Here is a 23,715-nt window from a genome sequence, read left to right on the forward strand (position 1 = left end):
ACTGGTATTAAGCCCGGACAACATCATGTTGGCCTACAGAAATATCAAGACCAACACAGGCAGCTACACAGCAGGAACAGACAAGCAGAATATCGGTGACATTGGACGGCTTCCACCGGCTGAGGTCATCGGTAAGGTCAGAAAAATCGTCACAGGCAGCGAACACGGCTACCGTCCCAAACCAGTGCGCCGGAAGGACATCCCAAAGCCAAACGGCAAGACCAGGCCGCTGGGTATCCCCTGCATCTGGGACAGATTGGTGCAGCAATGTATCAAACAAATCCTGGAACCCATCTGTGAGGCAAAGTTCAGCAACAACAGTTATGGGTTCCGCCCAAATCGGTCAGTGGAGCACGCGATTTCCCGTACTTACTCCCTGCTGCAACGGGCGCACTTACACTATGTTTTGGAGTTTGACATCAAAGGATTCTTTGACAATGTGAACCACAGCAAACTGATTAAGCAGCTCTGGACGCTGGGCATCCAGGACAAACAGCTTCTGTTTGTCATCAGGCGCATCCTGAAGGCTCCCATCCGTATGCCGGACGGCAGCACCGTCTACCCGACAAAGGGAACGCCCCAGGGCGGGATCATTTCCCCGCTGCTGGCCAATGTGGTGCTCAATGAGTTGGATCACTGGATCGACAGCCAATGGACGGAACACCCCGTGGCAAACCGCTACGGAACATGGCGCACCATCCGCACCTCCGAGGTCTTTGACAAGAGCAAGGGCTACCAGAAAATGCGGAACAGCAATCTCAAAGAAATGTTCATTGTGCGCTATGCGGATGACTTCCGTATCTTCTGCCGGAACCGAGAGGACGCGGAGAAGACCATGGAGGCTGTCATAAGGTGGATTACCGAACGGTTAAAGCTGGAGGTCTCCCCAGAGAAAACACGCATTGTCAATGTCCGAAAGCGATACTCCGAGTTTCTCGGCTTCAAAATCATGGTGTACCGCAAGGGTGGTAAGTATGTCGTGAAGTCCCACATCTGTGACAAAAAGCTACAGTTGGAAGAAAGCAAGCTCGTGGAGCAGGCAAAGCGCATTGCAAAACCGGCCCAAGGGCGAACGCAGCCGGACGAAATCGGCCTGTTTGACGAAATGGTGCTGGGCATCCAGAACTACTACAGGATTGCTACCTGTATCAGTCTGGACTGCCGAAAAATCCACCGCAGAGTTATGACAGTGCTGACCAACCGTCTGAACACGGAAACCGGCTGTCAGCTCGTCCGGGAGGGCGGCGCTATGACAGACAGTGAAAAGGAGCGTTTCGGCGCTTCTCAAATGGTGCGGTATGTGTCCGGTATCAACCGGCCAATCTACCCCATCGCGTTCATCAAGTATAAAACCGCAATCGGAATCAGCGCCGCCGTCTGCTGCTTCTCTCCGGCGGGACGGAAAAAGATACACGATAATCTGGAGATGGATACGACCCTGTTTGCGTATCTGCGGGAACATCCGCCACAAGGCCATAGCCTGGAATATGCCGATTGCAGGCTCTCCCTGCTGTCTGCCCAGAAGGGCAAGTGCGCCGTCAGCGGTGAATGGTTCTTGCAGCCGGACAGCATTGTGTGTCACATGAAGGTTCCAAAGGAACAAGGCGGCCAGGAGCGATACAGCAATCTGGTGCTGCTCCACAGACGGTATCTGCCCTTGCTGACCGACCAGGACGCCACCGCTCTCAAGAGCATTTGCAAGCAACTGACTGTTACAAGAAAACAACTGACCAAAATCAACGACCTGCGTACCGCCGCGAAATTGGCGGCAATCTGAACAACTTTCTATTGGTGATTGATTAAATGCCTGATAACACAATCGATGGAACGCCGGATGCGGTGAAAGTCGCATGTCCGGTGTGGAGTGGGGGAAAATCCGGCGATTACTTCAAAGGATTACCTATCACTATAGGCCGAAACGCTTTTGTACTGCGCCCTGCTGGGGTACATCATTTTTGAGGGCTCCGAGGAGGAGCGCAACATGAATACGCTGGTTGACATGATCTCCGGCATGGAAGTGAAGGAGGATGACGAGGACTTTCTCAACGCCGTGGACTATATGTTCAAGGGGCTGGAACAGCGCAAGCCGGATTGCTTTGCGGTGAAGCAGTACAAGAAGTACAAGCTGGCCAGCGGCAAAACCGCAAAAAGCATTTTGATTTCCTGCGGCTCCCGGCTGGCTCCCTTTGACATTCCCCAGCTCCGGGAGATCATGTCCTATGACGAGCTGGAGCTTGACCGCATGGGCGACAGGCGCACGGCAACTTTCTTCTGCATCAGCGACACCGACAGCACCTACAATTTTTTGGTGGCGCTGGCCTTTTCGCAGATGTTCAATCTGCTGTGTGAACGGGCGGACAATGTTCACGGGGGCCGCCTGCCCCATCATGTGCGGGTGCTGTGGGACGAGGCGGCCAACACGGGGCAGGTGCCCTCGCTGGAGAAGCTGGTGGCCGTTATTCGTTCCAGAGAGGTCAGTCTGACCCTCTTTTACCAGCAGTTGGCCCAATGCAAGGCCATTTATGACAAAAACGCTGAAACGATTATCGGAAACATGGACAGCGTGATTTTTCTCGGCGGGCGGGAAAGCTCCACCATCAAGGAGATTTCCGAAAACTGGCTGGGCAAGGCCACGATCTCCATGCAGACAGATGGCCGGACACGGGGCCAGTCGGAAAGTTACAGCCAGAATAACCAACGGCTGGGCCGGGAGCTGATGACCCCCAGCGAGCTTGCCACCATGCCCGGCGATAGGTGCATCTTGCAGCTCCGGGGCCTGCCCCCGTTCTATTCCAAGAAGTACGATTTGAAGCAGCACCCCAACTACAAGTACACGGCGGAGGCCGACAAACAGAAAAACGCCTTTTCCCTCGACAAGCTGATCAACCGCCGCAGGCGGCCCGGGCTGGCCGAGGAATGTGAGGTGTACGAGGCGACCGTGCCGGACGAGGCGCTCACAGACGAGGACGAGGACATCCTCAACTATGACGATCTCGATGACCCGGACGCCTTTGTATAAACAGCACTTCGGGACAAATTGTCCCAAGGTGCGGCAAGCGCCGCCTGTATGGGCGGCTTTTTTCATGTCCGGGTATCCCCGGAGAAATGGAGGCTATATGCAGTTCTTTTCTTCTGCCATCGACACTTTGCAGACGCTGGTTGTTGCCCTCGGCGCTGGCCTTGGCGTGTGGGGCGTGGTGAATTTGCTGGAGGGTTACGGTTCGGACAACCCCGGCGCCAAGAGCCAGGGCATGAAGCAGCTCATGGCGGGCGGCGGCATCATCGTGCTGGGCACCACCCTGATCCCCCTGCTGTCCGGCCTGTTTTAAGGACGATAGCTTATGGGATTTCTCACCGACTGGCTGACAGACTGGTTAAAAGGGCTTCTGATTGAGGGGATCATGGGCAACCTCACGGGGCTTTTTGATACGGTCAATACCCGTGTCGGAGAGATTGCGGTGCAAGTGGGGACAACCCCGGCGGCGTGGAACGCCGGGGTCTTTTCCCTCATACGGCAGCTTTCTGAAACGGTGATACTGCCGGTTGCCGGTCTGGTCTTGACCTTTGTTGCCACCTATGAGCTGATCCAGCTCATTATCGAGAAAAACAACCTGCATGATCTCGATTATTGGCTGTTTTTCAAGTGGATTTTCAAAACGGCTGCGGCCATCCTCATTCTGTCCAACACATTCAATATCGTTATGGCGGTGTTTGATGTGTCCCAAAGCGTGATCGCCAGCGCAGCCGGGATCGTGCAGGGCTCAACGGACATTTCTTCCTCCATGATTGACACGCTGGAGGCGAGTCTGGAAACCATGAGCCTTGGAGCCCTGCTGGGGTTGTGGCTCCAATCGTTCCTCATTCATGTGACCATGTGGGCGCTGAACATCGTGATTTTCGTCATCGTCTACGGGCGCATGATTGAAATTTACCGCGCGTCCAGAAGCGCCGCTTTTCATCCACAGGCGGTGCGCGGGCATTTTGGGAATCCGGCTTTGGCAAGCCGGTAAAGGAAAGTATCAAAGACGTGAAAAACGTCACTTTAGCGTCAGCCGGTTTACCCCGGAGGGAAACTACAAGGGGGACAATAGCGCACCGGAGACGTCGCAAGTTGGGGAAACCATCTACCCACGACTGAGCGGCAAGACGCAACATTGTGAATGAGGAACAAGGCTAAACTGCTTTAAGGGCAGTCCGAGGCGGGATACTCGACCCGGCGGCGCAGGATGGTTGTATTCGCCGTATGTCATAGCGGGAAACGACAAGTAGACGTTGACCGCAGGATACTTATGACAGCCAGCCGCAGTAAGCGGAAAAGGACGAAAACCCACTCCGACATCACAATACGCTTTTCCCAAAGTGTCTAACTGGAGATTGCCTAAACCGGAACGCCGGAAGTATCCGGCTATGCGTAATGCCGCAAGGTGAAAAATTTCAAGGAGTAAAAACCCAAGAAAGATGACGCTGAATATCCGGCATGGCAACGGAGCCTTCGTAGTAGTCCGAGGACGGGAAAGCCGTCTACATGGCGAAGGAAGGCAGGATGTCAACCAACTCATAAAAAGGAAAGGTGCGTGGGGCATTATGAGAAGTCCTGAGAATGTGTTGGAAAGCCTAAAATCCAAGGCGTGTAACAAGAGTTACAAGTATGAGCGGTTATACCGCAACCTGTACAATCCACAATTCTATCTGCTGGCATACCAGCGGATACAGGCGAAACCAGGCAATATGACAGCCGGAACAGACGGCAAAACCATTGACGGCATGGGAATGGCGAGGATCAACGCCCTCATTAAAAAAATGCGGGATTTCAGCTACCAGCCAAACCCCGCAAGGAGAACATATATCCCGAAATCCAACGGGAAAATGCGCCCCTTGGGAATACCGTCATTCGACGACAAACTGATACAGGAGGTGGTGCGGCTCATACTGGAGAGTATCTATGAGCCGACCTTCAGCGACCACTCCCACGGTTTCCGCATGAACAAGAGCTGTCATACGGCGCTCAAGTATGTGCAGAAATATTTCACAGGGACAAAGTGGTTCGTTGAGGGGGATATAAAGGGCTGTTTTGACAATGTAGACCATCATGTACTGGTTGCAATTCTACGGAAACGGATTGCAGATGAGCATTTCATTGGTCTGCTTTGGAAGTTTCTGAAAGCCGGGTATATGGAGGACTGGAACTACCACAATACATATTCTGGTACTCCGCAAGGCTCTATCATCAGCCCTATTCTTGCAAATATCTATATGAACGAACTGGATAGCTACATGGCAGAATACGCAGAAAAATTTAACTGCGGAAACCGTCGTAAAATCAATCCTGCGTTCAAGAAAAAGCTTGATGTTTGCCGTGGCAAAGAGCAAAGGCTTAAAAGAAATCTCTCTAAAATGAGCGAGGAAGAAAAAGAGGGCTTAATTGCAGAAATCCGGGAACTGCGGCGTAGTCTGAAATCTACACCGTACAGCGACCAGATGGACGACAGCTATAAAAGGATTTGCTATGTCCGATATGCGGATGATTTTCTAATAGGAGTTATCGGCAGTAAAGAGGACGCAGAACAAGTAAAACAAGAGGTAGGCTGTTTTATCCGGGAAAAACTTCATCTGGAAATGTCCGAAGAAAAAACATTGATTACCCATGGGCATGACTTTGCAAAGTTTTTGGGATACGAGGTCACAATCGCCAAAGGCGAATATAACAAAAAGACCAAGACGGGGGCTACCAGACGAGTGAACAACGGAAAAGTCCTGCTCTATGTTCCCCATGACAAATGGGTTAAACGACTGTTATCTTACAATGCCCTCAAAATCAAATATGATAAGCAGAATGGAAATAAGGAGGTTTGGGAACCCATCCGGCGCACCCGCCTGTTGCACCTGGACGACTTGGAAATCCTGAACCAGTACAACGCAGAAATCCGTGGATTGTACAACTACTACCGGCTCGCAAACAATGTGTCTGTCCTCAACAACTTCTACTATGTGATGAGATACAGTATGCTCAAGACCTTTGCCGGAAAATACCGAACACGAATCAGCAGAATCATTCAGAAGTACCGCCAAGGGAAAGATTTTGTTGTGGAGTATCCGAAGAAAAATGGACAGGTTGGAAAGGTGCTGTTCTACAATAACGGATTCCGCCGGAATACAAAAGTTGAAAGCGGCAATCCCGACATAGTAGCAAGAGTAGTTGAGAACTACGGACGCAACAGCTTGATTAAAAGACTGCAAGCGAATAAATGCGAGTGGTGCGGCGCAGAGAATGTGCCGCTTGAAATACACCATGTACGAAAACTCAAAGATTTGAGTGGCAGAAAACAATGGGAAATTGCCATGATTGGGCGCAAGCGCAAGACAATGGCACTCTGCGTTGACTGTCACGATAAGTTACACGCCGGGAAATTAGACTGACATCTGGAGAGCCGGATACATTGAGAGGTGTAAGTCCGGTTCGGAGGGGAGTTCTCGGAAACCTGCCATAGCGATATGGCAAGGCGCCGGGTTCTTACCCTACTGCTCACAAGTCTGGCTCCGCTGCCCGTGGCGACCCTCTCCAACCGGGAGCTGGGCAGCGTGGGCCAAAACTACTTGAAGTCCCTGTTTGCCGTGGGATTCCAAGGGATGCTGATCCTTGTGTGCGTCGCCATCTATGCGGTGCTCATTCAAGGGATCGCCACAGGCGGCGACCCCATCGGGGCCATTTGGGGCTGTGTGGGGTACACGGTGCTGCTGTGCTTCTGCCTGTTCAAAACAGGGACGATTGCCCGGAGCATCTTTAGTGCTCATTAAGAAAGGGGTGTTGTATGCCAAGAAGATACGGGCCGGACGGAACGGCCCTGTGGAATGGAAAAGCCCCGGAGGAATTTTCCGAGGCGGATGTGTACCGTTTCATGGCGGAAACGGAGGAGGTGCTGCAAAAGCGGGAGCTGCTGGGCGGTGAGAGCGACGCCAGATCGATTGCCCAGCGGCTGGCCGAGGGCCGCACGCAGGCCGCCCGGGACAACGCCGCCCGCCCCGCCAAGGCAGCGGCGAAGGAGTCCGGGCATGACCGATAAAGCCACTTTGGGACAAAATGTCCCAAACATGGCGGAGGGCCTTTACCTCATGGACGGGATCACGGGGCTGCTGTCCCTGCCCCAGCACTCGGTTGATATGCTGCTCACCGATCCGCCCTACGGCACCACCCGGAATTACTGGGATGTGCCGCTGCCGCTCCCCGAGCTGTGGGAGGCGGTGAAATGGGCGGTCAAGCCCAACGGGGCGGTGCTGTTCTTCGCCCAATGCCCCTATGACAAGGTGCTGGGGGCGTCCAACCTGTCCATGCTCCGCTATGAGTGGGTATGGTACAAAGAACGGGGAACGGGTTTCCTCAACGCCAACCGAGCCCCGCTGAAAAAGTCGGAGAACATTCTGGTGTTTTACCAGAAGTCCCCGGTCTATCACCCGCAATTCACCTACGGCAAGCCATACACCCGGACGCACACCAGCAGCGGCATGAGTGCCAACTACGGGAAATTTGTGCGGCAAGGCACCGGCTCCAGCGATGGGCGGCGCTATCCGGGAAATGTGCTGTTTGTCCCCACGGTGATGGGCGGCATCCACCCGACACAAAAGCCTGTGGAGCTGTGCGAATACTTCATCAAGACCTACACCGACGAAGGAGCGGTGGTAGCGGATATTTGCGCTGGCTCCGGCACAACGGCGGTGGCGGCCCTCAATACGGGCCGCCGCTTCATCTGTTTTGAAAACGCCCCGGCCATCTATGGCCCCGCCGTCCAGCGCATTGAGCAGGCACGGCTGGCTGTGGAGCGTGGCGGGAAAGGAGTGTAATTATCGGAGCATATTCCATCATCTATGCCGATCCCCCGTGGCGCTACTCCCAAAAAGGCTTGCAGGGGGCGGCGGAGCATCATTACCCCACCATGAGCATAGACGAGCTTTGTGCGCTGCCTGTGGCCGATCTTGCGGCCCCGGACAGCGCACTTTTCCTGTGGGCCACCTTTCCCCAGCTCCCGGAGGCCCTGCGGCTGATCCGGGAATGGGGCTTCACCTACAAAAGCGTGGCTTTTGTCTGGCTCAAGAAAAACCGCAAGGCGGACAGCTGGTTTTATGGGCTGGGCTTCTGGACACGGGCCAATGCGGAGGTGTGTCTGCTGGCGACACGGGGCCACCCCAAGCGGCAGGCGGCCAACATCCACCAGTTTATTATTTCGCCCATCGAGGCCCACAGCAAAAAACCGGGAGAAACCCGGGACAAGATTGTGGCCCTCATGGGCGATCTGCCCCGTGTGGAGCTGTTCGCCCGGCAGACCCCGCCCGGCTGGGATGTGTGGGGCAACGAGGTACAGTCCACGCTTCAGAACTTCGGGACAAATTGTCCCAAGGTGGGCATGAAAGGAGGTTGATCTCTACCTTATGTGAATTTCTCCAATGGCTTGTCCAAAACCAAGATTACCTTTAACCATCCGCCGAAATCTTATGGAAAAATAATCCCTCGCTTTGGGCCAACTCCAGAATGAGATTTTTCAGACTTTCGTTTGGGTGATAGACCCCCATATACAAATCATCGCCATTCAATATGATCATGGAATTACATTCTGGCAAAACAATGTTGATGTAGTCTCTTGCTTCCCATTCTCCCTCAAAACAATGTTCAATGAGGCTTATCAGTCGGTCTAAATCTGGATTTTCAAAAACCTCGTGCTTTGACACCCATGCAGAAACGCAAAAATCATAATAGCAATATAGCTTGAGGAGGATATTCACAAATTTTTTATCAATTTCTTTTCTGTTATGCTGAAAAAATTTCTCAACTTCAACACAGCGGTTGTCATGTTTTGGATGGACTGTGCATGGGAAAATATCAATGTGGTAAACGGGCCCTTTAATTAGCTCGTCAATTTTAGCAATCATATCTGCACTTTTCATCTCTGTGCCCCCCTGTAATAAGGATTTGGCTTATTATATCACAGCTCCGAAAGCATGAAAACATCATATTCCAAGGAAGGAGGCTGAATATGCCCTATGTGAATGTCCCCAATGACCTGTCCAAAATCAAAACCAAGATTGCCTTTAACCTCACCAAGCGGCAGCTGATCTGCTTCGGGATCGGGGCGGCCATCGGGGTTCCCACCTATCTGCTGACCCGTGGGGCCATCGGCAACACCGGGGCGCTGTTCGTCATGCTGGGGATCATGCTCCCGGCCTTTCTCATGGCGATGTACGAAAAGGACGGGCTTCCCTTTGAAAAGGTGTTGCGGAACATGATCAACACCAAGTTCCTGCGCCCCGGCATCCGGCCCTATCGGACGCAGAATATCTATGCTCCATTCACAGGAAAGGAGGAGTCTATTGAACGCAGCCAAAACAAAACCAAACGCAAAAAGAAATGAGCGCCGGGCGGTGGTATCCGCCCAGCAGACCATCCCCTATGTGGCGATGCACCCGGACGGGATCTGTCAGCTCCCCGGCGGGCTCTACACCAAGACCGTGGAGTATGAGGACATCAACTACGCCGTGGCGTCCACCGAGGATCAGACCGCCATCTTCGGCGGGTGGAGCTCGTTTCTCAACTACTTTGACAGTTCCTTGCCCTTTCAGCTCTCCTTTGTCAACCGCCGTTCCCGCAGCGCCAACCGCTATAAGGTGAACATCCCGGAACAGGAGGACGAGTTCAACAGCATCCGGCATGAATATGTGGAGATGCTCAAAGGCCAGATTGCCAAGAGCAACAACGGCATTGAGCGCACCAAGTACATCACCTTTGGGCTGCCCGCTGGCAGCGTGGGCGAGGCCCGGCCCCGGCTGGGCCGTGTGGAGGCGGATGTCATGGGCAACCTCAAACGGCTGGGGGTGCAGTCCCAGCCCTTGGATGGCCGTGACCGTCTGGCGGTGCTCCACGGCCAGATGCACCCGGGGAGCCGGGAGCCGTTCCGCTTTTCGTGGAAGGACATTCCCCAGCACGGCATGGGAACGAAGGACTATATCGCCCCGGACAGCTTCGACTTCCGGCAATCCCGGACTTTCCGGGTGGGCCAGTCGTGGGGCGCTGCGTCCTACTTGCAGATTTTAGCGTCGGAGCTCTCGGACAAGCTGCTGGCGGAAATCTTGGAGCTGGACGCCGAGCTCACCGTCACGCTCCATATCCAAACGGTGGATCAGCTCAGAGCAATTAAAACTATCAAGGGGAAAATTTCTGACATAGGCCGCATGAAGGCCGAGGAGCAGAAAAAGGCGGTGCGGGCCGGGTACGATATGGAGATTTTGCCCCCTGACCTCATTACCTTTTCCAAGGACGCCGCCGAGCTGCTGGCCGATCTCCAGTCCCGCAACGAGCGGATGTTTTTGCTGACCTTTACCGTGGTGAACATCGCTCCCACCCGGCAGCGGCTGGAAAATGATGTGTTCACCGTGGGCGGCATCGCACAGAAATACAACTGCGCCTTGAAACGGCTGGACTGGCAGCAGGAGCAGGGCTTCGTGTCCTCGCTGGTGCTGGGGTACAACGGCATTGAAATCCAGCGGGGCATGACCACCAGTTCCACGGCCATCTTCATTCCCTTTATGACCCGGGAGCTCCGCATGGACGGGCAGGCGCTCTACTACGGCATGAACGCCCTTTCCCACAATGTCATCATGGCTGACCGCAAAAAGCTGAAATCGGCCAACGGAATGTACCTCGGCTCCACGGGCTCCGGCAAGAGCTTTGCCGCCAAAAGGGAGCTGATCAATGTATTCCTCGCCACCAATGACCGGATCATCGTGGTAGACCCGATGGGCGAATATGCCCCGCTGGTGCAGCGGCTGGGCGGGCAGGTCATTGAGATTGCCCCGGACAGCCCCCACCACATTTCGCCTATGGATTTGCAGATGAACGCCAACGACGATGAAAGTCCGCTTTCTATGAAGGCGGATTTTTTGTTGTCCCTGTGCGAGCTGATCGTGGGCGGACGGGAGGGCTTGCAGCCCATTGAGAAAACCGTGATTGACCGCTGTGTGCGGCTGGTGTACCGGGAAATGGCGCTGGGGCTGGAAACGGCCAAAACGCCGCTGTTGCAGGATTTGTACGAGGAGCTTTTGAAGCAGCCGGAGCCGGAGGCCCGCCGTGTGGCAACGGCGCTGGAGCTCTATTGCACCGGCTCCCTCAACCTGTTCAACCATCCCACCAATGTCAACCTCAATTCCCGGGTGGTGTGCATCGTCCTCAAAGGGCTGGGCGAAAACCTCCGCAAGATCGCTATGCACACCACCAACGAGTTTGTCACGGCGGCGGTGAACGCCAACCACAAGGCCGGGATCGCTACATGGTGCTACTTTGACGAGTTCCATATCCTGCTGCGGGACGAGCTCACCGCCAGCTACTTTGTGGCCGTATGGAAGATGCTCCGCAAAAAGGGCTGCGTCCCCAGCGCCCTGACGCAGAATGTGAAAGACCTGCTGGCAAGCCCGGCCATCTCCAACATTCTGGACAACACGGATTTTCTAATTCTCTTGTCGCAGGCCCAAAGTGACCGAGCGATCCTCGCCAAGCAGTTGGGCATTTCTGAGCACCAGCTCTCCTATATCACCCATTCCAATTCCGGCGAGGGGCTGCTGTTCTATGGAAATGTGACCATCCCGTTTGTGGATCGGTTCCCCAAGGGAGAGATTTATAACCTGCTGACCACCCGCCCGGAGGATATGGCCCATGAACGAAAAGACGAATAAGGCCGGGGCCACTTCGGGACAAAATGTCCCGAAGTCCCCCAAGTCCAAGTTCCGCCACAAGAGCCAGCAGGAGCAGACCGCCGCCAGCAAGCTCCGCATGGAAAAGCGGGGTGAAAAGCTGGAGAAGGCCAAAGAAAAGCTGGCGAAGCAGAAACCGCCCAAACCGCCCGGCCCGGTTCGCCGGGTGGCCGGGACGGTGGGCGGCGGCGTTCACGGGTATGTGCATGGCAAGATGTTTGAGGTGGAGCAGGAAAATGTGGGCACCGAGGGCGCTCACCGCTCCGAGCTGGTGGGCGAGTCCGCCCTGCGCCACGGCAAGCGATTTGTGCAAAAGAAAATCCGGGAGCACCCGGCCAAGGCTGTCCGCAAGGCCGAGTCCAGGCACATCAAGGCCACGGCGGACTATCACTACCGCATGGCTGTCCAGGAGCACCCGGAAATGCGGGGCAACGCCCTGTCCCGGCTGCTCCAAAAGCAGAAGATCAAGCGGCAATATGCCAAACAAGCACGGGAGGCCGCCAAGCAAGGAGCCAAGGCCGCCGAAAAAACGGCAGTTACCACGGAAAAGCTGGCGGCCCGGGCCGTGGGCTTCGTCAAGCGGCATCCCGTGGGGGCGCTGCTGTTTGTAGCGGTGTTCCTGCTGCTGGTGATGATGCAGTCCTGTATGTCCTCGCTGGCAACGCTGGGCAACGGCACGGCGGGGGCTATCGGGGCATCCACCTATCCCGCCGAGGACGCTGACCTGCTGGGGGCCGAGGCTGCCTATTCCAGCATGGAGGCCGATCTGCAAAACTATCTGGACACCTACACCAGCACCCACAGCTACGACGAATACCATTTTGACCTCGATGAAATAGAACACGATCCCTATGTGCTGCTGTCCATCATCAGCGCATGGCATGAGGGGGAATGGACGCTGGCCGAGGTGCAGGACACCCTGCAAATGCTCTTTGACCGTCAGTACACGCTCACGGAAACGGTGGTAACGGAAACCCGGTATGACGCAGAGGGCGATCCCTACACATGGTATATCTGCTATGTCACGCTGGAAAGCGAAAACCTTTCCCACCTGCCTGTCTACATCATGGGCGAGGAACAGCTTTCCCGGTATGCCCTCTACATGGCGACGCTGGGCAACCGTCCCGATCTGTTCCCCGGCTCCGATTATGTGGGCAAGTACACGGGCGATCCCGTGGAGCATGAAGTCCCCGAGGAATATCTGACGGACGAAACCTTTTCCGCCCTGCTCACCGAGGCGGAAAAGTATATCGGCTATCCCTATGTCTGGGGCGGCTCCAGCCCGTCCACTTCCTTTGACTGCTCCGGCTATCTCTCATGGGTGCTCAATCAATGCGGCTGGAATGTGGGGCGGCTGGGCGCACAGGGCCTATACAACTACTGTACCCCCACCAGCTCGCCCCAGCCGGGTGATCTGGTGTTTTTTGTCGGCACCTACGACACGCCGGGGGTCAGCCATTGTGGGCTGTATGTGGGGGATGGCTGGATGCTCCATTGTGGTGATCCCATCAGCTACGCCAACCTCAACAGCAGCTATTGGCAATCTCATTTCTACGCCTACGGGCGTTTACCGTAAAGGAGGCTTTCATGGCAATTTCCAAAAGCGCAAAGATCGAGGCTGAGATCGAAAAGGTCAAGGCCAAAATCTCCGAACAGCAGGCCCGGCTGAAGGAGCTGGAACAGAAAAAGGTGGAGGCGGAAAACAGCGAGATCGTGGACATCGTGCGGGGCATGAGCATCCCTCTTGCCGAGCTGCCCGTGGTGCTCCAGCAGATCCGGGCCGGGGCCACCTTGGGACAAAATGTCCCGAAGTCCGAAACTGAGGATAAGGAGGACAGCGAATGAAAAAGCGAATTAAGATGCTGACAGCGGCGCTTTGCGCCGTTGTTCTTCTGTGCGGCTTCTCCGTCACGGCCTACGCCGGGGGCGGCCCCGAATGGGAGGGCCTTGACCCGACGGAGGAAACCACCACCCCCGAGCCCACCATTGAGCCCGGCGAGGGCTTCACGGAGGAGGGCAACCTTGTGACCCGTGATCTGCTCTATGACGAGCACACCAACAAGCAATTTATCACCGTCCAGACCAGCGGCGGCAGCACCTTTTACATCGTCATTGACTACGACAAGCCCACCGACGAGGACGCTGAACAATATGAAACCTACTTTTTCAGCGTGGTGGACGAGGCCGATCTGCTTGCCGCTCTGGAGGCGTCCGGGACGGAACTGCCCGAGTGTACCTGTACGGAAAAGTGCGTGGCGGGGGCGATCAATATGGATTGCCCGGTCTGCTCCACCAATATGACCGAGTGCGTGGGGGCGGAGCCCGAGCCCGAACCCGTGGAGGAGCCGGAGCCTACCACAGAGCCGGAGCCCGAACAGACGGGGGGAAACACCGGGACGCTCCTGCTCATTCTGGCGGTGGCGCTGGTGGGCGGCGGTGCTGGGTGGTATTTCAAGGTCTACCGCCCCAAGCAGCAGCGGGCCGCTGAAACCGAGGAGGACTACGGGGACGAGCTGGAAACCTACGACGATACCCCGCCGTGGGACGAGGAGGACGAGGACGAAACGGAGGGCGACAAATGAAATTCACCAACAGCCCTTATGAAACGATGATGCAGCAGGTTCCCCGGTATGAGCGGCCCGAGCCTGTCAAGGCCCCGGAGGGCTCCCGCTGCCACGGCTGCCCCTACTGGCGGGGGATCGGGTGCGTGGCCTGCTACCGGGAGCTGTTGAAAGGCACTGGCGGCGGGAGGTGAAGCGGTGGCCCGAGAGCTGACCCGTGAGGAAAAGGCGGCCATCCGCAAGCTGGTGACAAGGCTGTGCGCCAACTATGACCGGGATGCGGGTTGCCTGCCGCTGGATTGCCCCTGCTATATGCTGGAGAAGTGCTGGACGGGGGCGCTGTGCCGCTACTTCCGGGAGGCGGTGCTGCCCAATGATCCCGTGCTGGAGGCGTCCCTTGCTGCGGAAGGCCCCGCCCCGGAAACACGGCCTTGCCCGGTATGCGGCAGGGCCTTTCTCCCGGATGGGCGGACACGGTATTGTTCCTCCGGCTGCGCCAAGGCCGCAAGGCTCAAAAAGCAGCGGGGCTATATGCGGAAATACCGGGGGTAATGCGTTAGCATTTGGCCCCGGAAAACCCGCTTGTCACAAGGCTTTCCGGGGCCGGTTCGGGAGGGGGCAATACCTTTTCCCGTCTGCCCCGGTTTTGCCGGAATAGTGCTAACATTTTGGAAAGGAGGCTGCCCGTGGAGATCAATGCGGATTATGTGATCCGCCGCACCATCCTGTTTGACAACAAATGCGGCTTTGTGCTGGGGGAAAACCCCAAGGCCCCAAACCCCTATGTGACATGGCAATTCAACGAGCAGGACGGACACCGGGACTACTTTTGGGGCCACTACCACAACGAGCCGGATATGGCCGAGCGTGACCTGCATAACCGGGCCGAGGACTATCAGCGGCGCTATCATGTGCAGGAGGTGGAGCAGGCCCCGGACAAGGAAACCTACAAATACTACTCCACCCAGCGGCCTATCGACATCGGCACCTACCCCAAGAGTTACTTCAACCGCCCGATCCACATGGATGTTTACTTTACCCGCCAGCAGGTGCCGGGCGAGGCGTTTCAGGCATGGGGGGCGATCACCTATGCCCAACCCTTGACGGATCGGGAAATGCGGGACTATGAGCTGCGGCCCGCCCGTGAAAATCTGGACATCCGGCGGCAGATGGACGCCCAGGCTCAGGTGGTGGGCAAATGGGAGGATGCCCACCATGTCCCCGAGCAAAGGCGGCTGACATGGTTTTACCCCGACTTCGGCAGCTATGTGGCGAAAGAGTATGTCACCCCGGAGCAGCTTGCCGCCCGTGCTCATGGGGTGGAGCGCCAAGCGGCAGCAAAGGCCCACAAGGAGGACAAACAGCCGATTGCCCAGCAGATGAAAACCGCCCAAAAACAGGCCGAGGAGCACCGGGGCCAGACCGCCCCCAAGAAGTCCGCTCCCCGCCGTGACGAGAGATAGGAGGTACTATGCACGAACAGGATCACCCTCTGAAAACCGTGGAGCTGTCCACCGAGCAGAATTACAACATGATCGACGGCCTGCTGAACAACGCCCCGGCCTTGCCGCCCCAGCCCCCGGAAAAGGAGCTGGACAAGGTGAAGGAGCCCCCCAACAAGCACAGGAGCCGGGAGCGTGAGGAGCGGTGACAAAGAAACGCCGCCGCTGCGTCCATCTTCATGTCATGGTGACGCCGGAGGAGCAGGCGTTGATCGGGGAACGCATGGCCGAGGCGGGCATTTCCAACATGGGGGCCTATGTGCGGAAAATGGCCTTGAATGGCTATGTGCTCCATGTTGACCTCTCGGACATCCGGGAGCTGGTGTCCCTCCAGCGGCGGTGCGCCAACAACCTCAACCAAGTGGCAATCCATGTGAACACCTACGGCGGCATTTACCCCGACGAGATCAAGGCCCTGCAACGGGACTACGCTGACCTTTGGGGGCCGCTGTCCGATCTGCTGAAAAAGCTGTCGGCGGTGGTGGAGCTCTGACCTGTCGGGGAGTGGCCTTGTGCTGCTCCCCGGCTTTTTTCTTTGGGACAAATTGTCCCGAAGTAACCAAAAGAATAGGGACAAGGCGAAGATTCGCTGATCTCTGTCTTGTCCCTGTTCTCTTGCATCGCACATGAGGTTATTTGTTGCCTACCATTTCTTTTACAATCGCTGCTAAATGCTCCAATGAAGCAGCATCCAGCTTCTTCATATCCTCTACCAGATCGGCAATCTGGGCAGGATAGGCGTTGCCATCATCAAAAAACTGCTGTGGTGTAATGCCAAAATATTCGCAGATATAGAACAGACCTTGCAAAGATGGCAGGGCTTTCTTGTTCTCGATCTGATTGACATAGCTGTTGTTCTGGCCCAGCGACAGCGACATATCACGGGCCGAAACATTCTTTTGCATCCGCAACTGTGCGATACGGTTTTGAGTAAATTCCTCGTACACGGGAACAACCCTCCCTTCTCGCATTATTCTATATCGTACACCCCTCTTAAATACGATATGCTGTCCTGTGTATTCCTTGACATACGATATTAAATCCTTTATCTTTTGAATATACACAGGCTCAAATCTTGCGAAAAGGAGAGGACTATAATGGACAAAAAGACTTGCTGCGTTACGGGGCATCGGGATATTCCGGCTGAACGAATTGCCTATGTAGAGCAAGAGCTCCGGCGGGAAGTGCGGGCGGCGATTGAGGATGGATATACCCGTTTTATTTCTGGCTTTGCAGAGGGAACTGACCTCATGTTTGCGGCCATTGTAGCCGAGGAAATGGAACACCATCCCGAGCTGTTTTTGGAGGCAGCTATTCCCTATGCGGGCCGCATAAAAACGAAAAATCAACAATTCCATGAGCTGCTGCGGGCCTGCAACGGGGTCAAGATTGTATGCGAGGAATATGAGCACTCATACTTCATGCAGCGAAACCGTTATATGGCTGGGGAGTCCCAGCGGGTGATCGCTGTTTATGATGGGCGAGATCGTGGAGGGACGCTTTTCACCATGCGCTATGCTCATACGCTGGGGAAGGAAGTCCGGATGATACGGGTATAAACTTCGGGACATTTTGTCCTAAAGTTTTGCACGCTTCAAAGCTGGTTGTCGAATAGACGATGAAAAAATTATAGACCTGTTTTTTAAGCATGACCAATAGTGCATACGGAACCAAATGTTAATTTGCGTTGCTTTTGGTTGCTTGTGGCTGCGGGATATTTTGAGTATAATAAAAATAACTTAGAGAGGAGCTGAACTATATGTTTGGAGATAATTTGAAAAAAGCACGAAAAGAAAAGGGGCTTTCCCAAGAGGCTCTCGCAGAGAAATTAAATGTTGTGCGCCAGACTATCTCGAAATGGGAAAAGGGACTATCAATTCCAGATGGAGATATGCTTATAAAATTATCGCAAGTTTTAGAAGTGTCTGTGGAAACTTTACTTGGAAGCAAAGTCCCGTTGGAAAATACAAACGCCGTTAATCAAGCAATACAATTTCAAATAATAAATAGCCTTTTAGAAAATTCTCAACGAGGGGGTGCTAAAATGTCTGGAATAATGATGATGGGCGTATTCATCTCGCTGATAGGCGTATTTTTCTCTGTTGTTCTAATGACGCTGGCTACACTAAATGATGTTACATTAAATGGAACGGTAGGGATTATTGGCTTGCTCAAAGGCTATGGTGCTATGGACTTCTTTACTGTTTCTATTGCCCTTATTATTCTGGGTATTGCACTCTTTGGAATAGGAACATATATCAAGTTCAAAAGCAAAAAATAATACACAGTTATTACCGAGCCAGACACACAACCACAAAAAGTTTAATAGCCTTTTTGGAGAGGAACGCTATTTTTGCATAGAAAATGGCAGCTCTTTTCTTTTGCCCATGAGCAGAAAGGAGCCCCCATGACGAAACCGAGGGAGAAATCCCGTAAGGAATTGACCGATAACAATAAACTTCTGGACATTTTGTCCCAAAGTCATATCAGCTCGACATCCTTGTGCCCCTATTTTTACGGAGTTATAATTATCATAGGAGGACAAACCAAGCAGATTTTACAGGAGGTAGCTGATATGATCGTTCTCAAAATCCTTGCCGCCCCCTTTGTGGTGGCGCTGACCCTGTTCGTTGCCATCGTGTCGTTTCTCTATTGCGTGGCTTCGGCCCTGTGTCATATAGGCTGCGTAGTACTGACCCTGCTGGCCCTTGTCCTGTTCATCGGCGGCCAGACGCTGGGCGGCGTGGTGTTCCTTGTACTGGCGTTTCTCGTTTCGCCCTTTGGCATCCCGGCCATCGCTGACTGGCTTATGGACAGGCTCTACTCGCTGAAATACTCCTTGCAGGATTTCATCACAGGCTGATACTTCGGGACAACTTGTCCCAAAGTTTGAGCGGCGGCTGGCAACAGCCGCCGTTTGTCGTATCGAAAGGAGGGCTGCCTACGGCCACAACCTATTTCAAAAAGCACAAGATCAGCAAGGGTGAAACCGTTGCCCAATCCTTGAAAGAGCGGTTTGACTATGGGCAAAACCCGGACAAGACGCAGGGCGGCGAATTGATTTCCTCCTACGAGTGCGACTACATGACCGCCGATGCGGAGTTCCTGCTCTCCAAGGCCAAGTACAAGGCCGCCACGGGCCGGGAACAGCGGCGGGATGCCGATGTACTGTGCTATCAGATCCGCCAGTCATTCAAGCCGGGCGAGATCACCCCGGAGGAGGCAAACCGGGTGGGCTACGAAACGGCGATGCGCTGGACAAAGGGCAAGTATGCCTTTTTCGTCGCCACCCACACAGACCGCCAGCACATTCATAACCACATCTACTACAACTCCACTTCGCTGGATTGCTCCCACAAATTCCGGGATTTCATCGGCTCGGCCCGGGCGGTGCGGCGGCTCTCTGACCGGGTGTGTCTGGAAAATGACCTGTCTGTGATCACCAACCCCAAGCTCCATAGCAAGGGTCGTTTTCTCCATTACGGAGCATGGATCGGGACGGAGCGCCAGCCCTCCTACAAGGAACGACTGCGGGCGGCCATCTACGATGCACTTGCAAAAGGCCCGGACAGCTTTGACGCCTTTCTTCTGCTCATGGAGGAGTCCGGCTATGCGGTCAAGCGGGGACGGGGCGGTGCGATCTCATTCCTTGTGCCGGGGCAGCAGCGGGCCACCCGGCTCCGCTCATCTACCCTCGGAGAAGGCTTTGATCCCGGGGACATCCGGGATGTAATTGCAGGCAAGCACCCCCTGCCGAAACTGGACGCTCCGCCCCCCGCTGCGCCCAGGCGTGTCGATCTGATCGTGGATATACAGGAGCGGCTCCGCTCCGGGAAAGGCCCGGCCTATGAGCGGTGGGCCAAGGTGTATAACCTTAAACAGATGGCCGCTGCTCTGCAATTCATGCGGGAGCATCAGATCAGAGAATATGACCAGCTCACCACCGAGGCCGAGGCTGCGTCCGCCCGTTTCCATGCGTTGACGGAGCAGCTCCGGCAGACTGAGGCTGACCTTGCCTATACTTCCGAGCTCATGGGGGCTGTGGTGCAATACGCAAAGACCCGGCCCGTGTTCGACGAGTACAAGGCGGCCAAGTATAGCAAGAGATTTCTGGCCCAGCACGAGGCGGAGTTGGCGGACTACCGGGCAGCCAAGGCCGCTTTGAACGATCTGCTGGACGGGGCCAAACTGCCCAAGATGGCCCAATTAAAAGAAAAGCGCCGCAAGCTGGCGGCGGAGAAAAAGGCCCTGTACGCCAAGTACCGGGCCGCCCAACAGGAAATGCGGCAGGCCGTGGCGGTCAAGACCAACATTGATTATCTGCTGGGCGTGACGGACGGGCACAAGAATAAGGAACAGGAGCGGTAGCGACGGTGACGCAGACAATTTACTTTGGGACATTTTGTCCCGAAGTGCCGGGTTTGGGGAGGCTCCCCAACAAGCGTTTTTGCGGCCCCCTCGGGCTGCAAAAATAGCAAGTGTGGCCACACTTGCCCTGCTTGCCATTAGTGCGCTACCCCCACCGTTGTGTTTTGGGAATTAGCTGAGTACAATGTAAAAATGGTTTTCGACATTTTCCGCAAAGAAAATCAAAAAAGCTGTAACCTTTTTTTCTGGATTACGAGTAGATGGATGAAGGGCCCTATCAAGTAGTGAAAGGAGGCAGCAAATGGAGGACGCCCGCATTGTCGATCTCTATTGGGCAAGATCAGAAACAGCCATAGATGAAACTTCCGCAAAATACGGAAAATACTGTTATGCCATAGCCCATAATATCCTCGCCAATACAGAGGATGCAAACGAAAGTGTAAATGACACATATCTTGCCGCTTGGAACAGTATGCCACCCCAGCGTCCATCTGTTCTGTCATCTTTCTTGGGGAAAATCACCCGCCGGATTTCCATTGATAAGTGGAGAGCCCGCAACGCAGAGAAGCGTGGTGGCGGTGAAATCATTCTGGCCTTGGATGAATTGTCTGACTGTGTACCTTTTGGTACTAATGTTGAGCAAGCAATCGAAGCAGCAGAATTGGGAAAAGCGATTGATCGCTTTGTGATGGCTTTGCCCCTTATGGAACGCCGGGTCTTTATTTGCCGATACTGGTATCTTGATCCTATCGCTTTAATATGCCAGCGGTTTGGATTTTCGCAAAGTAAAGTAAAGGTTATGCTTCACAGGACACGAAATAGCCTGCGTAATTATTTAGATAAGGAGGGCTTCCAATGAGAAATGATCAGATTTTGGATGCTATCGGAACGATCAATGACGAGGCAATCGCTGATGCAAGAGCTTATCAGCGGCCAAAAACCAGACGCTGGATAAAATGGGGCGCTATGGCAGCCTGTGTGTGCCTGCTCGTTATTGGTGGAATACATTTTTCGCAATCTCCATCACAAACCATCACAACTCCTTTGGTATCAGATGATACACCATCACCAGAAGATCATACTTCCACTCCTGTATCCTCGTCACCAGAAAATCAGACTTTTATATCTGTGTCCGCTTTACTTGCAGAAAGTAATTCAGATTATTCTAATCAGACACTCGAAATTGCTTCTGTAACAATCGGGCAATATGATGGCTTATATGAGAAAATCCGTTCAGTCGATAGTGACATTTTAAGGGAAAGTACAGGAACACTCGTTCCGGGAGCAGAAACATGGTATTGTGTTTCCGGGCATGATGATTTGCAATATCTAATTCAAAATAATAACGGAAACTATTCTCTTTGGAAATTCATGTGTTTTGATAGCGATGAATATGCGTATCGGGATGTTTTGGAAATTGTATACAAAATAGCTTCCGCCGACAATATTTCTGAGATAAAAGTCCATCCGGCAACAATGGATAACACAAATGTAGGAAAAGCGATTCAAGCAGAGATCGGGTCACAGGTCATAACAAGTGAAGATAGCATTAAAGAAATATATGAAATTCTTTGTAGCTTAACTTGCTATGGGAAAAATAATTGGGACAAGATAAAGCTGGGAAGTACAGATGCAGCAGTCGATACAGAAACATCTCACGAGGCCGTATGGTTAGGTCGTTATTTGACACTTGTTACAGACTATGGCAATGAAATTGATGGCTTAAAGTATACTGCAGTATCGAATATGTTTTACGAGTATTCTGGTATTGCGTACAACCAATTAACGGCGGAACAGGCTTCTATCGTACACGATATTTTGAAGATAGATAAGCCAGCATGAGGCGAATAAGTCTTTGAAAACTCAAACAGCAAGAACAAATACTTTTCAGATGCTGCAATAGACTGCGGTTGCTATTTTGACACCAACAACAATCGGCTTTTATGTAAGTTTAATAAGGAGGTGCCTTTTGTTAGCTCTCATTTTCCATCCGCCTAACCCATCAAAAAAAGCTACTTTTTCCGATGGGATCAGTCCGGTGGCGGATGCGAAAATTGTCAGCTTTTAAGTGAATATGTAATTTCCTGCGCCTGTGTGCCTTTGTGGTACACAGGCGCATTTTGTTTTGGCTGCTTTGGGACAACTTGTCCCGAAGTGGGCAAAGGCGGCCCGGGGTGTCGTTCCCCGCCGCCCTCCGTTCAGATCGCCATTCACCCCCTAACCATCTGAACGGAGGAATTACAAATGACGACGATCAATCTGAAAGACTTTTATCCGTGGTACACCCACGACGAATACATAGAGGTTTCCGAGGAAGTAGCCGACGAGCTCCGGGCAAGCAGGCTGTATGAGGCTGCCTATCAGCGGCGTGTTATCCGCAACAAAGCGCAGTATTCCCTCGATTGCGAGGACGGGATCGAATACTCTGCCTGCGTTTCTGAACCCACCCCGCAGGAGCTGCTGGAGCGCATGGAGCTGTTCTGCCATTTGTGCGCTGCGCTCAATTCCTTGCCCGAAACGCAGGGCCGCCGGGTGGACGCCTGTGTGATCCTCGGCAAGAGCTATCGGGAGGTGGCCGAGGCCGAAGGTGTCAATGAAAGCTCGGTGCGGGAGTCCGTGAAGCTCGGTTTGGAGAGCATGAAAAAATATTTGAAAAAAGTTTTGTAAGTTGCCCCCGCATTGGGATGTTTTTTGTCCTTGGTATATGAGAGGAGTTACATCCGATCAACAACTGAATAGCGGCGGCCCCGAGCCATAGAGCGAGGAGCCGGGCGGCGGGTGCGCTGTGACTTCTCAGGCAGGAGAACGAGCGAACAACACCAGCGCCGCAAGTGGGACAAGCCACCCCACGGCCACGATCCGCAAACGGACAAGCTGGCCGCTTGCCCCTCCGGGCCGCCGCCCCCTCGGGAGCGTCATGCTGAGTATTGCTGTCTTATGACGGGCCAAGGAAATGAGCGTGGCGCTCCCGATACTTTTTATCAAGGAGGAAACCAACATGAAGTATGATCCCGAACTGGCGGCCCTGCTTGCCCAGCCGTGGAGCAACAACGCCTGTCGTGGCTATGTCATCTACGCTATGGAAAACTGCGGGTTTTCTCCCACGGACATCCGGCGTGTGGTGGCAGAGCTCCATGAGGTCTTTGACTTCTGCGGGCTGGAGGAGGCCCAGCAGCACTTTGAGAACAGCCCCTACTGACCTTGGGACAACTTGTCCCAAAGTGGAGCAAGGCAAGAGGGCGGCACCGCCGAAGGTGCCGCCCTCTTGCGTTTCCCCACGGGACACGGGGAACTTTTTAGGTTGTTGTTTTTCGTTCCGTTGAGGAGGTAACGCTATGCCGAGAAACTCTACCACGCTAAAGGTGGACGGGTACGAGATTGCTGCCACCTTTGCCGAAACCCGAAACACGGCCATTTCCGGCCATTTGAAACAAATCCTGCTGGCGTCGTTTGCCAACAGCTCCCCCAAGTCCGGCTCGGGCGACATCCTTGTGATGCCCCCCGAGCAGAGGTATAATAAGGATGGTGGTAGACACCATGTACCTTGAAAACTA

General features: G+C 54.1%; 28 protein-coding genes and 2 pseudogenes. 28 read left to right on the forward strand and 2 right to left on the reverse strand.

Going from position 1 to position 23,715, the window contains the following annotated elements; translation table 11 throughout:
- The 9 genes and pseudogenes from ltrA to ACEVJL_RS03505 form a co-directional block, all read left to right on the forward strand.
- Positions 1-1,777 (forward strand): group II intron reverse transcriptase/maturase (ltrA, locus tag ACEVJL_RS03465; protein ID WP_374736881.1); only part of this gene is annotated, 1,777 nt, incomplete at its 5' end.
- Between the two features lie 135 nt (positions 1,778-1,912).
- Positions 1,913-3,019 (forward strand): annotated as a pseudogene (locus ACEVJL_RS03470) (VirD4-like conjugal transfer protein, CD1115 family); the annotation flags it as partial.
- 97 nt (positions 3,020-3,116) lie between these two features.
- Complete coding sequence (locus tag ACEVJL_RS03475; protein ID WP_050004291.1) at positions 3,117-3,329, forward strand: Maff2 family mobile element protein; 213 nt, start codon at positions 3,117-3,119, stop codon at positions 3,327-3,329.
- Positions 3,330-3,341: 12 nt separating this feature from the next.
- Positions 3,342-4,010, forward strand: a complete 669-nt coding sequence (locus ACEVJL_RS03480; protein WP_484489532.1) for a VirB6/TrbL-like conjugal transfer protein, CD1112 family — start codon at positions 3,342-3,344, stop codon at positions 4,008-4,010.
- 574 nt (positions 4,011-4,584) lie between these two features.
- Positions 4,585-6,417 carry a group II intron reverse transcriptase gene (locus ACEVJL_RS03485; protein WP_278904188.1) on the forward strand — a complete coding sequence of 611 codons (1,833 nt, stop codon included), beginning with the start codon at positions 4,585-4,587 and terminating at the stop codon, positions 6,415-6,417.
- 102 nt (positions 6,418-6,519) lie between these two features.
- Positions 6,520-6,795 (forward strand): annotated as a pseudogene (locus ACEVJL_RS03490) (hypothetical protein); the annotation flags it as partial.
- A gap of 14 nt (positions 6,796-6,809) precedes the next feature.
- Entirely contained in the window at positions 6,810-7,061 is a 252-nt protein-coding gene (locus ACEVJL_RS03495; protein ID WP_278903971.1) for a hypothetical protein, read from the forward strand.
- Positions 7,051-7,836: a DNA-methyltransferase gene (locus ACEVJL_RS03500; protein ID WP_278903973.1), complete on the forward strand. Its 786-nt coding sequence runs from the start codon at positions 7,051-7,053 to the stop codon at positions 7,834-7,836. Before ACEVJL_RS03495 ends, ACEVJL_RS03500 begins: the two co-directional genes overlap by 11 nt.
- A 2-nt stretch (positions 7,837-7,838) precedes the next feature.
- The gene (locus ACEVJL_RS03505; protein ID WP_425475190.1) at positions 7,839-8,411 is read left to right on the forward strand and encodes an MT-A70 family methyltransferase; all 573 of its coding nucleotides are present in this window, start codon (positions 7,839-7,841) and stop codon (positions 8,409-8,411) included.
- 52 nt (positions 8,412-8,463) lie between these two features.
- On the opposite strand, the gene ACEVJL_RS03510 is transcribed toward ACEVJL_RS03505, so the two are convergent.
- Positions 8,464-8,934: a hypothetical protein gene (locus ACEVJL_RS03510; protein WP_278903974.1), complete on the reverse strand. Its 471-nt coding sequence runs from the start codon at positions 8,932-8,934 to the stop codon at positions 8,464-8,466.
- 89 nt (positions 8,935-9,023) lie between these two features.
- Between ACEVJL_RS03510 and ACEVJL_RS03515 the strand changes: the two genes are divergently transcribed.
- From ACEVJL_RS03515 to ACEVJL_RS03560, 10 genes are all read left to right on the forward strand, one after another.
- Complete coding sequence (locus ACEVJL_RS03515; protein WP_374736883.1) at positions 9,024-9,398, forward strand: PrgI family protein; 375 nt, start codon at positions 9,024-9,026, stop codon at positions 9,396-9,398.
- Positions 9,328-11,712, forward strand: coding sequence for a VirB4-like conjugal transfer ATPase, CD1110 family (locus tag ACEVJL_RS03520; protein WP_368076352.1), 2,385 nt, complete (start codon positions 9,328-9,330; stop codon positions 11,710-11,712). Before ACEVJL_RS03515 ends, ACEVJL_RS03520 begins: the two co-directional genes overlap by 71 nt.
- Positions 11,693-13,306 carry a C40 family peptidase gene (locus ACEVJL_RS03525; protein WP_278903976.1) on the forward strand — a complete coding sequence of 538 codons (1,614 nt, stop codon included), beginning with the start codon at positions 11,693-11,695 and terminating at the stop codon, positions 13,304-13,306. The genes ACEVJL_RS03520 and ACEVJL_RS03525 overlap by 20 nt, the downstream gene beginning before the upstream one ends.
- A gap of 11 nt (positions 13,307-13,317) precedes the next feature.
- On the forward strand, positions 13,318-13,575 hold the full coding sequence (locus ACEVJL_RS03530; protein WP_204876498.1) for a DUF4315 family protein: 258 nt from the start codon (positions 13,318-13,320) through the stop codon (positions 13,573-13,575).
- On the forward strand, positions 13,572-14,312 hold the full coding sequence (locus ACEVJL_RS03535; RefSeq protein WP_374736885.1) for a DUF4366 domain-containing protein: 741 nt from the start codon (positions 13,572-13,574) through the stop codon (positions 14,310-14,312). Before ACEVJL_RS03530 ends, ACEVJL_RS03535 begins: the two co-directional genes overlap by 4 nt.
- Complete coding sequence (locus tag ACEVJL_RS03540; RefSeq protein WP_195560854.1) at positions 14,309-14,485, forward strand: hypothetical protein; 177 nt, start codon at positions 14,309-14,311, stop codon at positions 14,483-14,485. Before ACEVJL_RS03535 ends, ACEVJL_RS03540 begins: the two co-directional genes overlap by 4 nt.
- A gap of 4 nt (positions 14,486-14,489) precedes the next feature.
- Positions 14,490-14,843, forward strand: coding sequence for a cysteine-rich VLP protein (locus ACEVJL_RS03545; RefSeq protein WP_278903980.1), 354 nt, complete (start codon positions 14,490-14,492; stop codon positions 14,841-14,843).
- A 134-nt stretch (positions 14,844-14,977) separates the two neighbouring features.
- Positions 14,978-15,754 carry a defense against restriction DarA-related protein gene (locus tag ACEVJL_RS03550; protein ID WP_278903981.1) on the forward strand — a complete coding sequence of 259 codons (777 nt, stop codon included), beginning with the start codon at positions 14,978-14,980 and terminating at the stop codon, positions 15,752-15,754.
- An 8-nt stretch (positions 15,755-15,762) separates the two neighbouring features.
- Positions 15,763-15,942, forward strand: a complete 180-nt coding sequence (locus tag ACEVJL_RS03555) for a DUF4316 domain-containing protein (protein WP_278903982.1) — start codon at positions 15,763-15,765, stop codon at positions 15,940-15,942.
- Positions 15,939-16,286, forward strand: coding sequence for a plasmid mobilization protein (locus ACEVJL_RS03560; RefSeq protein ID WP_110440530.1), 348 nt, complete (start codon positions 15,939-15,941; stop codon positions 16,284-16,286). The genes ACEVJL_RS03555 and ACEVJL_RS03560 overlap by 4 nt, the downstream gene beginning before the upstream one ends.
- 139 nt (positions 16,287-16,425) lie before the next feature.
- Here ACEVJL_RS03560 and ACEVJL_RS03565 read toward each other — a convergent pair whose 3' ends face one another.
- Positions 16,426-16,740 (reverse strand): helix-turn-helix domain-containing protein, encoded by a 315-nt coding sequence (locus ACEVJL_RS03565; RefSeq protein ID WP_195560858.1) that lies wholly within the window; start codon positions 16,738-16,740, stop codon positions 16,426-16,428.
- A 150-nt stretch (positions 16,741-16,890) separates the two neighbouring features.
- Here ACEVJL_RS03565 and ACEVJL_RS03570 point away from each other — a divergent pair, with 150 nt between their 5' ends.
- From ACEVJL_RS03570 to ACEVJL_RS03610, 9 genes are all read left to right on the forward strand, one after another.
- Complete coding sequence (locus ACEVJL_RS03570; protein ID WP_278903984.1) at positions 16,891-17,352, forward strand: SLOG family protein; 462 nt, start codon at positions 16,891-16,893, stop codon at positions 17,350-17,352.
- Between the two features lie 200 nt (positions 17,353-17,552).
- Positions 17,553-18,074: a helix-turn-helix domain-containing protein gene (locus tag ACEVJL_RS03575; RefSeq protein ID WP_195560860.1), complete on the forward strand. Its 522-nt coding sequence runs from the start codon at positions 17,553-17,555 to the stop codon at positions 18,072-18,074.
- A gap of 294 nt (positions 18,075-18,368) precedes the next feature.
- Positions 18,369-18,656 carry a CD1845 family protein gene (locus tag ACEVJL_RS03580; RefSeq protein WP_278903986.1) on the forward strand — a complete coding sequence of 96 codons (288 nt, stop codon included), beginning with the start codon at positions 18,369-18,371 and terminating at the stop codon, positions 18,654-18,656.
- Positions 18,657-18,796: 140 nt separating this feature from the next.
- The gene (locus ACEVJL_RS03585; protein ID WP_278904193.1) at positions 18,797-20,161 is read left to right on the forward strand and encodes a relaxase/mobilization nuclease domain-containing protein; all 1,365 of its coding nucleotides are present in this window, start codon (positions 18,797-18,799) and stop codon (positions 20,159-20,161) included.
- A gap of 301 nt (positions 20,162-20,462) precedes the next feature.
- Positions 20,463-21,020, forward strand: a complete 558-nt coding sequence (locus ACEVJL_RS03590) for an RNA polymerase sigma factor (RefSeq protein WP_278903987.1) — start codon at positions 20,463-20,465, stop codon at positions 21,018-21,020.
- Positions 21,017-22,003, forward strand: a complete 987-nt coding sequence (locus tag ACEVJL_RS03595) for a hypothetical protein (protein ID WP_278903988.1) — start codon at positions 21,017-21,019, stop codon at positions 22,001-22,003. Before ACEVJL_RS03590 ends, ACEVJL_RS03595 begins: the two co-directional genes overlap by 4 nt.
- Before the next feature lie 402 nt (positions 22,004-22,405).
- The gene (locus tag ACEVJL_RS03600) at positions 22,406-22,828 is read left to right on the forward strand and encodes an RNA polymerase sigma factor (RefSeq protein ID WP_278903989.1); all 423 of its coding nucleotides are present in this window, start codon (positions 22,406-22,408) and stop codon (positions 22,826-22,828) included.
- A 331-nt stretch (positions 22,829-23,159) separates the two neighbouring features.
- Complete coding sequence (locus ACEVJL_RS03605; protein WP_119346631.1) at positions 23,160-23,360, forward strand: hypothetical protein; 201 nt, start codon at positions 23,160-23,162, stop codon at positions 23,358-23,360.
- Between the two features lie 136 nt (positions 23,361-23,496).
- Positions 23,497-23,709, forward strand: coding sequence for a hypothetical protein (locus ACEVJL_RS03610; RefSeq protein WP_278903992.1), 213 nt, complete (start codon positions 23,497-23,499; stop codon positions 23,707-23,709).
- Positions 23,710-23,715 lie beyond the last annotated feature (6 nt).

The sequence above is a fragment of the Flintibacter porci genome (assembly GCF_041925195.1).
In the GTDB taxonomy this organism is placed as follows: Bacteria; Bacillota; Clostridia; order Oscillospirales; family Oscillospiraceae; genus Lawsonibacter; species Lawsonibacter porci.